Here is a 13,914-nt window from a genome sequence, read left to right as displayed (position 1 = left end):
CATGCAGAAGATCGTTTTTCTGGACCGCGAGACGCTCGCGCCGCAGATCCGCCTGAAGCGGCCCGCGTTCGAACACGAGCTCGTCGAGTTCGAGCGCACCGCGCCCGATGAAGTGGTGGCGCGTCTCGCGGGTGCGAGCATCGCGATCACCAACAAGGTCGCGCTCACGGCGGAGCTGCTGGACCAGTTGCCGGAGCTCAGGCTCATCGCGGTGGCCGCGACGGGCACCGATTGCATCGACAAGAGCGCGTGCGAGCGGCGCGGCATCGTCGTCTCGAACATTCGCGGCTATGCGGTGAACACCGTGCCCGAGCATACGTTCGCGCTGATGCTCGCACTGCGGCGCAATCTGGTCGCCTATCGCGACGACGTGCTCGAAGGCGAATGGCAGAAGGCCGGGCAATTCTGCTTTTTCAATCATCCGATTCGCGATCTGGGCGGCGCGACGCTCGGCATCATCGGCGAAGGCGTGCTCGGGCAGCGCGTCGCGGAAATCGCCCGCGTGTTCGGCATGCGGCCGATCTTCGCCGCGCACAAGGGGCGCGAGGGACTCGGCCCGCTCTACACGCCGTGGGACGAAATGCTCGCGACGAGCGATGTCATCACCATTCACAGCCCGCTCACGCCGCAGACGCGCGGCATGCTGTCGACGGCCGAATTTCGCGCGATGAAGAAGAAGCCGCTCATCATCAACACGGCGCGCGGCGGCCTCGTGGACGAAGCCGCGCTCGTCGAGGCGCTCGATGAAGGCTGGATCAGCGGCGCGGGCTTCGATGTGCTCGCGACCGAGCCGCCCGCGCCCGGCAATCCGCTGATGCGCGTCGCGGGCCGGCCCAACGTGATCGTGACGCCGCACGTCGCGTGGGCATCGGACGAAGCGCAACAGACGCTCGCGGATCAGTTGATCGACAACATCGCGGCATTCGTGGCGGGCGCGCCGGTCAATGTCGTGCGCTAAAGGCCAGCCATGAACGTGACCTTCATCGGCCTCGGCGCGATCGGCTTGCCGATGGCGCAGCGGATCAGCGCCTCGGGCCATGCCGTGACGGGCGTGGATCTGTCGAGCCGCGCGCGCGGGCTCGCGCAGGAAAGCGGCCTCGCCGCCGTGGATGGCTTCGCGGCTGCGCCAGCCGCCAGCGTCGTCGTCGCGATGGTGGCGACGCCGCAGCAACTGGCATCGCTCGTCGATGGCGTCGGCGCGAACCTTGCCGGCCAGACGTGGGTGATCATGTCGACGGTCGGCCCGGACGCCGTGCGTCGAGAGGGCGAACGGCTGGCGGCAGCGGGCGCGCGGGTGATCGACGCACCCGTGACGGGCGGCACCGCGCGCGCGAAGCGCGGCGAACTCGTGATCTTCGCGGCGGGCGCGCAACGCGACATCGACGACGCGCGCCCCGTGCTCGACGCGATGGGCACCGTGCGCATCACAGGCACGAAGCTCGGCGACGGCCAGGCGATCAAGCTCGTGAACCAGCACTTGTGTTCGGTGCATATCGTCGCCGCGGCGGAGGCGCTGAATCTGGCGCGCTCGCTCGGTCTCGATCCGGCCGCCGTGCTCGATCTGGTCGAGACAGGCGCGGCCGGTTCGTGGATGCTGTCCGATCGCGGGCCGCGCATGCTGCAAGGCGCCAATGTCACCGTGACGAGCGCCATCGACATCTTCGTGAAGGACAGCGATCTCGTAGTGGCGGCCGCGCGGGCGTGCGGCGCCGATGTGCCGCTGCTGTCGACCGCCAATGCCCGCTATCACGCCGCAGCGGACGCGGGCCTCGGCGCACGCGACGACAGCCGCGTCATCGACACCTGGGACTGAGCGCCGCGGCCATCGACAACACCAATACTTTCGATGCGGTTACGCGGACTTCCGCCATGACGTGACACGCCCGCTGTTCGCTTCCTTCAGAAGAACTATAGTTAAAGCTCACAAAAACGGAGGCACCATGATTTCGTGCAAACGTCACCTCTGGATCCGTACGATCCTGGCCGCAAGCTTGCTTTATCTCCCGATGGCTCACGCCCAGCTCGGCAACCTTCTCGATCAGGGCAAGAGCAGCGGCGCGGGTGGCGCGCTCGGCAGTCTCGGCGGATTGGGCAGCGGCATGTCGCTCGACTCGCTGAGTTCCGGCAGCACGAGCAATGTCGCCGGCGTGCTCGAGTTCTGCATCAAGAACAACTACCTCGGAGGCGGCGCATCGTCGGTCAAGGACGGGCTCATGAGCAAGCTCGGCGGTTCGGCTTCGAGCGACAGCGGATACACCAGCGGCGCCAAGGGTATCCTCGATAGCGGCAACGGCAAGCAGGTCGATCTGAGCGGCGGCGGTCTGAAGGAACAACTCACGAAGCAGGTTTGCGACAAGATTCTCGCTCAGGGAAAGTCGTTGCTGTAACGGTCGTGATCGAGCGGCGCTTATTTGATGTTCTCGTTCCAGTAAGCCTCGATCTGCCTGACGAGAACGGGTGGCAAGGAGACGTAGTGCTCGGCATCGGCGTCGGCCTGTCCTTCGTTGAGCGCCCATCTGAAGAACGCGAGCGCGGCTTTCAACGCGGCCGGGTCCTTCGCCTCTCGCGGCACGAGAACGAACACCACGCCGGCGATCGGCCATGCGTTCTCTCCGGGTGCGTCCGTCACGATCTGATAGAAGTCTGGCTGCTGAGTCCAGTCGGCGGCAGCGGCTGCTGCGCTGAAGCTCGCCCGCGATGGCTCCACGAAGGCTCCGCTCCTGTTCTGCACGGCGGTGAAGGCCAGATTTCGTTGCAGCGCGTAAGTCAGTTCGACATATCCGATCGAGCCTTCCACGTTCTTGATGTACATCGCGACGCCGTCGTTGCCGGCCGCGCCGACGCCGGTCGGCCATTTGACCGTCGTGCCCGCGCCCACGCCGCTCTTCCATGCAGCGCTGCTCTGCGAAAGGAAGCTGACCCAGTTGAAGGTGGTGCCCGAACTCTCGTTCCGATGCACGACGACGATCTTCAGATTCGGAACACTGACGTTCGGATTGAGCGCGACGATGGCCGGATCATTCCAGTTGACGATCTTGCCGAGGTAGATGTCGGCGAGCAGCGGCCCGGTCAGACGAATCTGCCCCGGACCTACGCCCGGAAGATTGACGACGGGCACCACGCCGCCGATCACGACCGGGAACTGCGCCAGTCCCGCCGCGCGCAGTTCCTCGGGCGCGAGCGGCATGTCCGATGCCCCGAAAGTCACTCTCGCTGCCTTGATCTGGCGGACGCCGTTGCCCGATCCGGTAGGCTGGTAAGCGACTCGCTGACCGGTTTTCGTATGGTAGGTGTCCGCCCATTTCAGCAACAGCGGGTAGACGAATGTGGAGCCCGCGCCGGAAATCTCCGCGGAAAATGCGATCACCGCATGGCACGTGGCGAGGCAGAACGCGACGGCAAGAAGCAGTCGCCTTGAACCGGTCGGTTTCTTGTTCATCGTTGAGACCCTCGACATGCTTTGCGCGGTACGGGACGATGCGTTCCGGAACGTCATGACGCGGCCACTTGGCCGCGCCCTCAAAGTCACTGTTTCTGATCTTAGGATGTGCGGACGATTTTCCCAATGCCGTCGCTTCGCGATTACGCGGATCGGAAAGAAAGGTTCGAATCGAACGAACGCTCGTGTTTGCAGATGGAAGCACTCGCGCAAGAAGATAAACTGGCTTGCAACGCTCGATGCCATCGACCGCTCTCCACTACGCCAGGATTCCATGTCATCTGCAGCAGCTCGCTTGCCGCGCGTCGGCCTGCTCTTTTCGCTCGCTCCCTTTCTGCGGCCTTATGCCGGGCGCTGGGCGCTCGCGTTCCTCGCGCTCGTGACGTCCGCGTGCGCGACGCTGGCGTTGCCGATGGCTTTCAGATACCTGATCGATCGTGGATTCGCCAGCGGTGACCGGACGCATATCGACCGCTATTTCATCGCGCTTTTTGTCGTCTCGCTCGTCCTCGCGGGCGCGACGGCATTGCGCTTCTACTGGGTATCGTGGCTGGGCGAGCGCGTGACGGCCGACTTGCGGAGCGCGGTCTACGATCACATCATGCGAATGAGCCCGCAGTTCTTCGAGACGACACAGACGGGCGAAGTCCTCTCGCGCCTCACCACCGACACGACGCTGATCCAGACGGTAGTGGGCACCAGCCTGTCGCTCGGATTGCGCAATGCGTTGCTGACGGTCGGCGGCATCGCGATGCTGGTGACCACGAGCCCTGTGCTGTCCGGCTACATCATCGCTGTGCTGATCGTGGTGGTCGCGCCTATCGTCTTCTTCGGACGGCGCGTGCGGCGGCTTTCGCGCGCCAGCCAGGACAAGGTCGCGACCGCGAGCGCGCTGGCGGGCGAAGTGCTCAACGCAATGCCGACGGTGCAGTCGTACACGCAGGAAACCTTCGAGGCGAAGCGCTTCGGCACGGCCGTGGAATCCGCCTTCGAGACGGCGCTTACGCGAATCCGCGCTCGCGCAGGATTGACGGCCGTGGTCATCGTGTTCGTGTTCGCCGCCGTCGTCTTCGTGCTCTGGCTCGGCGCGCAGGCCGTGCTCGCGAAACAGATGACGGCGGGCCAGTTGTCGCAGTTCATCCTGTACGCGGTGTTCACGGCGGGCGCCGTCGGCACGCTCGCCGAAGTGTGGGGCGACCTGCAGCGCGCCGCCGGCGCAACCGAACGTCTCATGCAGCTTCTGGCCGCGCGCTCGCCCGTCACCGAGGCCGGAACGACCACGCCGATGCCGGCCGCCGGCGAAGGCATCCGCTTCGACGATGTGAGCTTTTCCTATCCTTCCCGCGAAGGCATCGCGACGCTGTCCGGATTCTCGCTCCATGTCCGACCGGGCGAGCATGTCGCGCTCGTCGGGCCGTCGGGAGCGGGCAAGACCACGCTGTTCCAGTTGCTGCTGCGCTTCTATGACCCGCAGTCCGGAAGCATTTCGATCAACGGCGTCGCGACACGGCATATGTCGTTCGGCACGTTGCGCCGGACGGTCGGCGTCGTGTTGCAGGACTCGGTGATCTTTTCGGGAAGCGTATTCGACAACATCCGCTACGGCATGCCCGACGCGACGCTCGCGCAAGTGCGGCACGCCGCCGACATGGCCGCCGCTGCCGGTTTCATCGAGCAGCTTCCGCAGGGCTACGACACGTTTCTCGGTGAGCGCGGCGTGAGGCTGTCGGGCGGGCAGCGTCAGCGCATTGCGATCGCGCGGGCGATCCTTCGTGATCCACCCGTTCTGCTGCTCGACGAAGCCACCAGCGCGCTCGATGCGGCGAGCGAACGACTCGTGCAAACGGCGCTGGACAACGCCGCGCAGAACCGCACCACGCTCGTCATCGCGCATCGGCTGGCGACTGTCCAGCAGGCCGACAGGATCGTCGTGATGGAACAGGGGCGCATCGTCGCGCAAGGCCGACACGCCGAGTTGCTGCGAAGCTCGCCGCTTTACGCGCAACTCGCGGCTCTGCAATTCGGCGAGCAGGCCGTTGCCGCTCGCCAGGACTTCAACGCTTCGCGTTGAGCCTTCGCCACAACGTCGTCTTGCTGATGCCGAGCGCCTTGCAGACGGCGTCCCGATCGCCTCCGAACGCGGCGAGCGTCGCACGGACCTGATCGGCTTCCACCGAACGGCTCAGGTCACGTAGCGACAGATCCGCGCTGCCTTCGGTCCTGAGTTCGGACAGCTCGGGCGCGATCGCCAGCAAGTCTTCGAGCGTCAATGCAAGGGGTTGCCCCTTGTCGATGTCCATGTCCGGAATCTCCACGGCAATGCGCTCGACAATGTTCTGCAACTCACGAACGTTGCCGGGCCACGGATAAGCGCAGAGCGCCTGCTCCAGCGGCGCGAGCAGGCGCTCTGCATCGTCGCGGCCGGGCACGCGCTGCGCAAGCGCCTTGTCGCGTCTCGCGGCCTGCATCAGCAGCTCCGTCGCCAGCGGCAGGATGTCGCTGGATCGCGCGCGCAACGGCGGCACCGCGATGCTCAGGATATTGATTCGATAAAACAGGTCGGCCCGAAACGATCCATCCGCGACGCCTTCCGCGAGCGTGCGATGCGTCGCGGCGATCACGCGGATATCGACGCGCGTCGGCTCCGTCGATCCGAGGCGAATGACTTCTCTTTCCTGCAGCACGCGCAGCAGGCGGCTTTGCAGCGAAGGCGGCATCTCGCCGATCTCGTCGAGAAACAAGGTTCCGCGATGCGCCGCTTCGATCAACCCGGCCTTGCCGCCCTTGCGCGCGCCCGTGAACGCACCCTCCTCGTAGCCGAACAGCTCGCTTTCGAGCAGCGCTTCGGGAAACGCGCCGCAGTTCATCGCGACGAACGGAAAGTCCTTGCGGCGGCTCAGGCGATGCATGCTCTGCGCGACCATTTCCTTGCCGGTGCCGCTTTCGCCGAGAATCAGCACGGTGGCATCGGACTTCGCGTAGCGGCGCACGAGCGCTCTCACGCGCTCGATCGATTCCGACTCGCCTACGACGTCCTCCAGCCGATAGCGCGCGACGAATTCCTGCGCGCCCTGCCGCGATCGCAAAGTCCGGTCGAGACGCTCGACCGCGCGCGATTCCTGGAACGTGAAGATCGTGCCGCCCGCTGCGCCATCGCTCGCAAGCGGTCCGCGATGGATGGCGTAGCTCACGCCGCGCACGGCGCCGAACACATCGCCATCGGCGACGGGCAACACGCCGTCGAGTTCGGGCGCGACATCGAGAAGCGCCCGGCCGACCGCGCGCGATGCGTCGCCGATGCCGAGCGCGGTCGCGAGCCGGCGATTGATCGCTTCGATGCGGCCGCCCGCATCGACCGCGACGACGCCATCGCGAAGATGCTGCAACAGGTTGTCGAGCCGATTGCGGCGCGCGACTTCGCGGCGCATCGCCTGCGCGACTTCCAGCGCGGTCTCGAACGCCGCGACGACGGATGTGCGCGAATACAGAAACACCGAGCTCATGCCCGCGTCGGCGGCCAGGTCCGCGACGAGGCCGGGGCCGACCACGACATCGACGCCGCGATCGCGCAGATCGAGCACGAGGCTCTCCGCGTCCTGCGCCGAGCGATACGATTCGCAGATCATGTCGATGCCGTATGCGGCGAGGAACCGGCGTATTTCGGCGGGCGTGTCGCCGTGCGTGACGAGCGCGACGCTCGCGCCCTCGCGCCGCGCCTTCGTGAGCGCGTGCATCACGTCGAAGCCGGTCGGGCTGATCACAACGACCGGCACCGACACGCGGCTCTTGAGATAAGCGCCGTTGGAGCCGCCCGCCACGACGACATCGGGCCGCTCGTCGCGCGCGCCTTCGATGCTGTTCGCGGCGTCCTCGTAGCCGAGCGGGACGACGTCGAGTTCGGCGCGATCGGCATAGGCGCCGGCGATATCGATGAACAAATCCCGGAGCCGGCTGATACCGACGGCCCAGATGCGCGGGCGAGACGCGGTTTCCGTTTGCATGATCTTCTGCGGTGAATGAAACGATGGAGCTCATTTAGTATGCAACATCCGTTTCAGATTCGAAATCCGGGATTTCATCCGTGAAAGCACTTACGTTCGGTCAAATTTTGCTTGTGCTGCAAAATCAATGACTTGCAGAAAGAAAACGCCCTGGCAAGCAAATTGCATTAATGAGCCGACTTCATCAGGAGACAAAACGTGAGTTCCGAATTTCAGTCCGCACAGACCGCAGGCGCGCGGTTCCGCCAGGCCGTCCGCGACGAAGCCCCGCTTCAGGTCGTCGGCGCGATCACCGCGTACGCCGCGAAAATGGCCGAAGCCGTCGGTTTCAAGGCGCTCTATCTGTCCGGCGGCGGCGTGGCCGCCAATTCGCTCGGCATGCCCGACCTCGGCATCAGCACGATGGAAGACGTGCTCATCGACGCGCGCCGCATCACCGACGCGTCCTCGCTGCCGCTGATGGTCGATATCGATACGGGCTGGGGCGGCGCGTTCAACATCGCGCGCACGATCCGTTCGTTCATCAAGGCGGGCGTGGCTGCCGTTCATATCGAGGATCAGGTCGGGCAGAAGCGCTGCGGGCATCGGCCGGGCAAGGAAGTCGTGCCGATGAGCGAAATGGTCGATCGCGTGAAGGCCGCCGTCGATGCGCGCACCGACGAGTCGTTCGTCATCATGGCGCGCACCGACGCCGCGGGCGCCGAAGGCATCGACGCGGCGATCGAGCGCGCGGTCGCGTATGTCGAAGCAGGCGCCGACATGATCTTCCCCGAAGCGATGAAGACGCTCGACGACTATCGCCGCTTCAAGGCCGCCGTGCGCGTGCCGATTCTCGCGAACCTGACCGAGTTCGGCTCGACGCCGTTCTTCACCGTCGATGAACTGAAGGACGCGAACGTCGATATCGCCTTGTATTGCTGCGGCGCGTATCGCGCGATGAACGCCGCCGCGCTCAACTTCTACGAGACGGTGAAGCGCGACGGCACGCAAAAGGCCGCTGTCGAAACGATGCAGACGCGCGCCGATCTGTACAAGTATCTCGGCTATCACGCCTACGAAGACAAGCTCGATCAGCTTTTTGCAGCAAAGAAATAACCCTTGTGAAGGAGACGAAATCAATGAGCGAAGCAGACAACAGCACCGCAGGCGCATTCAAGCCGAAAAAATCCGTCGCGCTGTCCGGCGTCACGGCGGGCAATACCGCGCTGTGCACGGTGGGCAAGACCGGCAATGACTTGCACTATCGCGGCTACGACATTCTCGATGTCGCGACCACTTCCGAATTCGAAGAAATCGCGCATCTGCTGGTGCACGGCAAGCTGCCGAATGCGGCCGAACTGAAGGCGTACAAGACGAAGCTCAAGGCGCTGCGCGGCCTGCCCGCGAACCTGAAGGCCGCGCTCGAATGGATTCCCGCGTCCGCGCATCCGATGGACGTGATGCGCACCGGCGTCTCCGTGCTCGGCACCATCCTGCCCGAAAAGGACGATCATAATGTTGCGGGCGCGAAGGATATCGCCGACAAGTTGATGGCCTCGCTCGGTTCGATGCTGCTGTACTGGTATCACTACTCGCACAATGGCAAGCGTATCGAAGTCGAAACGGATGACGATTCCATCGGCGGGCACTTCCTGCATCTGCTGCATGGCGTGGCGCCGTCGAAGTCCTGGGTCGATGCGATGCATGTATCGCTGAATCTCTACGCCGAGCACGAGTTCAACGCATCGACGTTCACGGCACGCGTGATCGCGGGCACCGGCACCGACATGTACTCGGCGATCACCGGCGCGATCGGCGCGCTGCGCGGCCCGAAGCATGGCGGCGCGAACGAAGCGGCCTTCGACATTCAATCGCGCTATGAAACGCCCGACGCAGCCGAAGCCGACATCAAGCGCCGCGTAGAGAACAAGGAAGTCGTGATCGGCTTCGGCCATCCGGTGTACACGATCTCCGATCCGCGCAACAAGGTCATCAAGGAAATCGCGAAGAAGTTGTCGAAGGAAGCAGGTGACACGAAGCTGTTCGATATCGCCGAGCGCCTCGAAACGGTGATGTGGGACGCGAAGAAGATGTTCCCGAATCTCGACTGGTTCAGCGCGGTTTCCTATCACATGATGGGCGTGCCCACAGCGATGTTCACGCCGCTGTTCGTGATCTCGCGCACGTCGGGTTGGGCTGCGCACATCATCGAGCAACGCATCGACAACAAGATCATCCGGCCGAGCGCAAATTACACCGGACCGGAAAACCTCGAGTTCGTCCCGCTGGCAAAGCGCGCCTGAGGCACATCGAACCCCCTTGACGTTGATACGCGAGATACGTGAGGGCTTCGGGCTCCGTTGCCGCACCCGGCAGCGGGCCCCTTTTTTTGCCGCAATCGATGCGAAAGCCGCTGATGACCGATACGCGAGTTGAGCGTAACCTCTCCTCGAACCGTAACGCCAGCGGCGCATAAAATAGACCGAATTATTAAACGAAGGGGTCTCCCCACAGTACCCTTCGAGCGTGGCATCTGAAAGACCATGCAATGACCGAGACACCGCGATGAATACTGCAAACCGCAAACCCCTGCCCGGCTCCTCGCTCGATTACTTCGATGCGCGCGCAGCCGTCGAAGCCATCGCGCCGGGCGCCTATGACAAGCTGCCCTACACCTCGCGCGTGCTCGCGGAGAATCTCGTGCGCCGCTGCGATCCGGCGATGCTCGAACAATCGCTGATGCAGCTCGTCGAAAGGAAGCGGGAGCGCGATTTCCCGTGGTTCCCGGCGCGCGTCGTGTGTCACGACATTCTCGGACAGACCGCGCTCGTCGATCTCGCGGGCCTGCGCGACGCGATCGCGGACCAGGGCGGCGATCCGGCCAAGGTGAATCCTGTGGTGCCGGTGCAGCTCATCGTCGATCATTCGCTCGCGGTGGAATGCGGCGGCTTCGATCCGGATGCGTTCGCGAAGAACCGCGCCATCGAAGACCGGCGCAACGAGGATCGCTTCGACTTCATCAACTGGACCAAGAAGGCGTTCAAGAATGTCGATGTGATTCCGCCGGGCAACGGGATCATGCATCAGATCAATCTTGAGCGCATGTCGCCGGTCATTCACGCGATCGACGGCATCGCGTATCCGGATACGCTCGTCGGCACTGACAGCCATACGCCGCACGTCGATGCGCTCGGCGTGATCGCGATCGGCGTGGGCGGGCTCGAAGCCGAAAACGTGATGCTGGGCCGCGCGTCGTGGATGCGCCTGCCGGATATCGTCGGCGTCGAATTGAGCGGCAAGCGTCAGCCGGGCATCACCGCAACCGATATCGTGCTCGCGCTCACCGAGTTCCTGCGCAAGGAAAAAGTGGTCGGCGCGTATCTCGAGTTCTATGGCGAAGGTGCATCGAGCCTCACGCTCGGCGACCGCGCGACCATCTCGAACATGGCGCCCGAATACGGCGCGACCGCCGCGATGTTCTACATCGACGAGCAGACGATCGAGTATCTGCGTCTCACCGGCCGCGAAGACAAGCAAGTGAGCCTCGTCGAGCAATACGCGAAAACCGCGGGACTGTGGGCCGATTCGCTGACGCACGCCGAATATGAACGCGTGCTGCGCTTCGATCTGTCGGCGGTCGTGCGCAACATGGCCGGGCCGTCGAATCCGCACAAGCGCCTGCCGGTTTCGGAACTGGCGGCGCGCGGCATCGCGGGCAAATGGGAAGACACGCCGGGGCAGATGCCGGACGGCGCGGTGATCATCGCTGCGATCACGAGCTGCACCAACACCAGCAATCCGCGCAACGTGATCGCGGCGGCGCTCCTCGCGCGCAATGCGAATGCGCAAGGCCTCACGCGCAAGCCGTGGGTGAAATCGTCGCTTGCGCCGGGCTCGAAAGCGGTCGAACTGTATTTGCAGGAAGCCGGTTTGCTGCCGGATCTGGAACAGCTCGGCTTCGGCATCGTCGCGTTCGCCTGCACGACGTGCAACGGCATGTCCGGCGCGCTCGATCCCGCGATCCAGCAGGAAATCATCGATCGCGATCTGTACGCGACCGCCGTGCTCTCGGGCAATCGCAACTTCGATGGCCGCATTCATCCGTACGCGAAGCAGGCGTTTCTCGCGTCGCCGCCGCTCGTGGTCGCGTACGCGATCGCGGGCACGATCCGCTTCGACATCGAACGCGACGCGCTCGGCATCGGCGCGAACGGTCAGCCGGTGTATCTGAAAGACATCTGGCCGAGCGACGAGGAAATCGACGCCATCGTCAAACAAAGCGTGAAGCCGGAGCAGTTCCGAAAGGTCTACGAGCCGATGTTCGCGCTGACCCCGGCGAGCGGCGAAGCCATCAGCCCGCTCTACGACTGGCGCGCGCAAAGCACGTACATTCGCCGCCCGCCGTATTGGGAAGGCGCGCTCGCGGGTGAGCGCACGCTCACGGGGATGCGCCCGCTCGCCGTGCTCGGCGACAACATCACGACGGACCATCTCTCGCCGTCCAACGCGATCCTCGCGAACAGCGCGGCTGGCGAATACCTCACGAAAATGGGCTTGCCGGAGGAAGACTTCAACTCGTACGCGACGCATCGCGGCGACCATCTGACGGCGCAGCGCGCGACCTTCGCGAACCCGACGCTCATCAACGAAATGGCGATCGTCGAAGGTCAACAGAAGAAGGGCTCGCTCGCGCGTATCGAACCGGAAGGCCGAGTCACGCGCATGTGGGAAGCGATCGAAACCTACATGGAGCGCAAGCAGCCGCTCATCATCGTCGCGGGCGCGGATTACGGGCAAGGCTCGTCGCGCGACTGGGCCGCGAAAGGCGTGCGGCTCGCGGGCGTCGAAGCGATCGTTGCGGAAGGCTTCGAGCGCATTCATCGCACGAACCTGATCGGCATGGGCGTGCTGCCGCTCGAATTCAAGCCGGGCGCGAATCGCCAGACGTTCGCCATCGACGGCACCGAGACCTATGACGTGATCGGCGAGCGCAAGCCGCGCGCGGATCTCACGCTCGTGATCCGTCGCGCGAACGGCGAGCGTGTCGAGGTGCCGGTGACGTGCCGCCTCGACACGGCCGAAGAAGTGTCGATCTACGAAGCCGGCGGCGTGCTGCAACGCTTCGCGCAGGACTTCCTGGAGTCGTCGAAGGCGGCGGCCTGACATCGGACGCCATCTCTCTCACAAGGAATCACATGGCACACGCACCACAGATCAAGATCGCCGCGACCTACATGCGCGGCGGCACCAGCAAGGGCGTTTTCTTTCGCCTGAACGATTTGCCCGAAGCGGCGCGCGTGCCCGGCCCCGCGCGCGATGCGCTCTTCCTGCGCGTGATCGGCAGTCCGGACCCGTATGGCAAGCAGATCGACGGCATGGGCGGCGCGACGTCGAGCACGAGCAAGACGGTCATCGTCTCGAAGAGCGCGCGGCCCGGTCATGACGTCGATTATCTCTTCGGTCAGGTCGCCATCGACAAGCCGTTCGTCGACTGGAGCGGCAATTGCGGCAATCTTTCCGCGGCGGTCGGACCGTTCGCGATCGCGGGCGGGCTCGTCGATCCGGAACGCGTGCCGGACAACGGCGTCGCGATCGTGCGCATCTGGCAGGCGAATATCGGCAAGACGATCATCGCGCATGTGCCGATGACGAGCGGCTCGGTGCAGGAAACCGGCGACTTCGAACTGGACGGCGTGACCTTCCCCGCCGCCGAAGTGCAGCTCGAATTTCTCGATCCGGCAGCGGAGGAAGAAGGCGCGGGAGGCGCGATGTTCCCGACGGGCAATCTCGTCGACGATCTCGACGTTCCGGGCATCGGCACCTTCAAGGCGACGATGATCAACGCGGGCATTCCGACGATCTTCGTGAACGCAGATGCCATCGGCTACAAGGGCACCGAGCTTCAGGACGCGATCAACGGCGACGACGCGGCGTTGAAGCGCTTCGAAACCATTCGCGCATACGGCGCGCTGCGCATGGGGCTCATCAAGAGCCTCGATGAAATCGCGACGCGGCAGCACACGCCGAAGATCGCGTTCGTCGCGCGTCCGGCGGACTATGTCGCATCGAGCGGCAAGCGGATCGGCGCGGACGATGTCGATGTCCTCGTGCGCGCGATGTCGATGGGCAAACTGCATCACGCGATGATGGGCACGGCTGCCGTCGCGATCGGCACGGCGGCGGCGATTCCGGGCACGCTCGTCAATCTCGCGGCGGGCGGCGGCGAGCGTCAGTCGGTGCGATTCGGGCATCCGTCGGGCACGTTGCGCGTCGGGGCGGAAGCTGTCGAAGCGAACGGCGAGTGGCAGGTTAAGAAAGCCATCATGAGCCGCAGCGCGCGCGTGCTGATGGAAGGCCGCGTGTGGGTTCCGAACGTGTTGCCGGATTGAGCCGGCGTTTGTTCCGTGGGCGCCGCCGAATCGCACGCTCGTCTGTGACGCAGGCGTCATTGAGTCGAGCCGAGTCGCGTAGAATGAAAACGCCGATCTCGGTCTT

General features: G+C 64.5%; 10 protein-coding genes. 8 read left to right on the top strand and 2 right to left on the bottom strand.

The window, feature by feature from the left end; all coding sequences use genetic code 11:
- Nucleotide 1: 1 nt before the first annotated feature.
- From IAG25_RS00150 to IAG25_RS00140, 3 genes are all read left to right on the top strand, one after another.
- Complete coding sequence (locus tag IAG25_RS00150; RefSeq protein WP_187602968.1) at nt 2–958, top strand: D-2-hydroxyacid dehydrogenase; 957 nt, start codon at nt 2–4, stop codon at nt 956–958.
- Nucleotides 959–967: 9 nt separating this feature from the next.
- The gene (locus IAG25_RS00145; protein ID WP_187602967.1) at nt 968–1,813 is read left to right on the top strand and encodes an NAD(P)-dependent oxidoreductase; all 846 of its coding nucleotides are present in this window, start codon (nt 968–970) and stop codon (nt 1,811–1,813) included.
- Between the two features lie 127 nt (nt 1,814–1,940).
- Complete coding sequence (locus IAG25_RS00140; protein ID WP_187602966.1) at nt 1,941–2,387, top strand: DUF2501 domain-containing protein; 447 nt, start codon at nt 1,941–1,943, stop codon at nt 2,385–2,387.
- A 20-nt stretch (nt 2,388–2,407) separates the two neighbouring features.
- On the opposite strand, the gene pstS is transcribed toward IAG25_RS00140, so the two are convergent.
- On the bottom strand, nt 2,408–3,439 hold the full coding sequence (gene pstS / locus IAG25_RS00135; protein ID WP_187602965.1) for a phosphate ABC transporter substrate-binding protein PstS: 1,032 nt from the start codon (nt 3,437–3,439) through the stop codon (nt 2,408–2,410).
- A gap of 274 nt (nt 3,440–3,713) precedes the next feature.
- Here pstS and IAG25_RS00130 point away from each other — a divergent pair, with 274 nt between their 5' ends.
- On the top strand, nt 3,714–5,510 hold the full coding sequence (locus IAG25_RS00130; RefSeq protein WP_187602964.1) for an ABC transporter transmembrane domain-containing protein: 1,797 nt from the start codon (nt 3,714–3,716) through the stop codon (nt 5,508–5,510).
- Here IAG25_RS00130 and prpR read toward each other — a convergent pair.
- Entirely contained in the window at nt 5,494–7,440 is a 1,947-nt protein-coding gene (gene prpR, locus IAG25_RS00125) for a propionate catabolism operon regulatory protein PrpR (protein WP_187602960.1), read from the bottom strand. The two genes, IAG25_RS00130 and prpR, sit on opposite strands and share 17 nt — an antisense overlap.
- Nucleotides 7,441–7,638: 198 nt before the next feature.
- On the opposite strand from prpR, the gene prpB reads away from it, so the two are divergent.
- The 4 genes from prpB to prpF all read left to right on the top strand — a co-directional run bounded on the left by prpB (nt 7,639) and on the right by prpF (nt 13,808).
- Complete coding sequence (prpB, locus tag IAG25_RS00120) at nt 7,639–8,535, top strand: methylisocitrate lyase (protein ID WP_187602958.1); 897 nt, start codon at nt 7,639–7,641, stop codon at nt 8,533–8,535.
- A 23-nt stretch (nt 8,536–8,558) separates the two neighbouring features.
- Nucleotides 8,559–9,722, top strand: coding sequence for a bifunctional 2-methylcitrate synthase/citrate synthase (gene prpC, locus IAG25_RS00115; protein WP_187602957.1), 1,164 nt, complete (start codon nt 8,559–8,561; stop codon nt 9,720–9,722).
- 262 nt (nt 9,723–9,984) lie between these two features.
- Nucleotides 9,985–12,582, top strand: coding sequence for a Fe/S-dependent 2-methylisocitrate dehydratase AcnD (gene acnD / locus IAG25_RS00110; protein ID WP_187602956.1), 2,598 nt, complete (start codon nt 9,985–9,987; stop codon nt 12,580–12,582).
- A gap of 32 nt (nt 12,583–12,614) precedes the next feature.
- The gene (gene prpF, locus IAG25_RS00105) at nt 12,615–13,808 is read left to right on the top strand and encodes a 2-methylaconitate cis-trans isomerase PrpF (protein ID WP_187602955.1); all 1,194 of its coding nucleotides are present in this window, start codon (nt 12,615–12,617) and stop codon (nt 13,806–13,808) included.
- Nucleotides 13,809–13,914: the final 106 nt, after the last annotated feature.

Source organism: Caballeronia sp. EK, from assembly GCF_014384845.1.
Lineage (GTDB): Bacteria > Pseudomonadota > Gammaproteobacteria > Burkholderiales > Burkholderiaceae > Caballeronia > Caballeronia jiangsuensis.
This window is presented reverse-complemented; position numbering and strand designations above follow the sequence as displayed.

Excerpts from the sequence above, each read along its gene's own strand:
- IAG25_RS00150 (WP_187602968.1), top strand. The coding sequence starts at position 2 with ATGCAGAAGATCGTTTTTCTGGACCGCGAGACGCTCGCGCCGCAGATC.
- IAG25_RS00145 (WP_187602967.1), top strand. The coding sequence starts at position 968 with ATGAACGTGACCTTCATCGGCCTCGGCGCGATCGGCTTGCCGATGGCG.
- IAG25_RS00140 (WP_187602966.1), top strand. The coding sequence starts at position 1,941 with ATGATTTCGTGCAAACGTCACCTCTGGATCCGTACGATCCTGGCCGCA.
- pstS (WP_187602965.1), bottom strand. The coding sequence starts at position 3,439 with ATGAACAAGAAACCGACCGGTTCAAGGCGACTGCTTCTTGCCGTCGCG.
- IAG25_RS00130 (WP_187602964.1), top strand. The coding sequence starts at position 3,714 with ATGTCATCTGCAGCAGCTCGCTTGCCGCGCGTCGGCCTGCTCTTTTCG.
- prpR (WP_187602960.1), bottom strand. The coding sequence starts at position 7,440 with ATGCAAACGGAAACCGCGTCTCGCCCGCGCATCTGGGCCGTCGGTATC.
- prpC (WP_187602957.1), top strand. The coding sequence starts at position 8,559 with ATGAGCGAAGCAGACAACAGCACCGCAGGCGCATTCAAGCCGAAAAAA.
- acnD (WP_187602956.1), top strand. The coding sequence starts at position 9,985 with ATGAATACTGCAAACCGCAAACCCCTGCCCGGCTCCTCGCTCGATTAC.
- prpF (WP_187602955.1), top strand. The coding sequence starts at position 12,615 with ATGGCACACGCACCACAGATCAAGATCGCCGCGACCTACATGCGCGGC.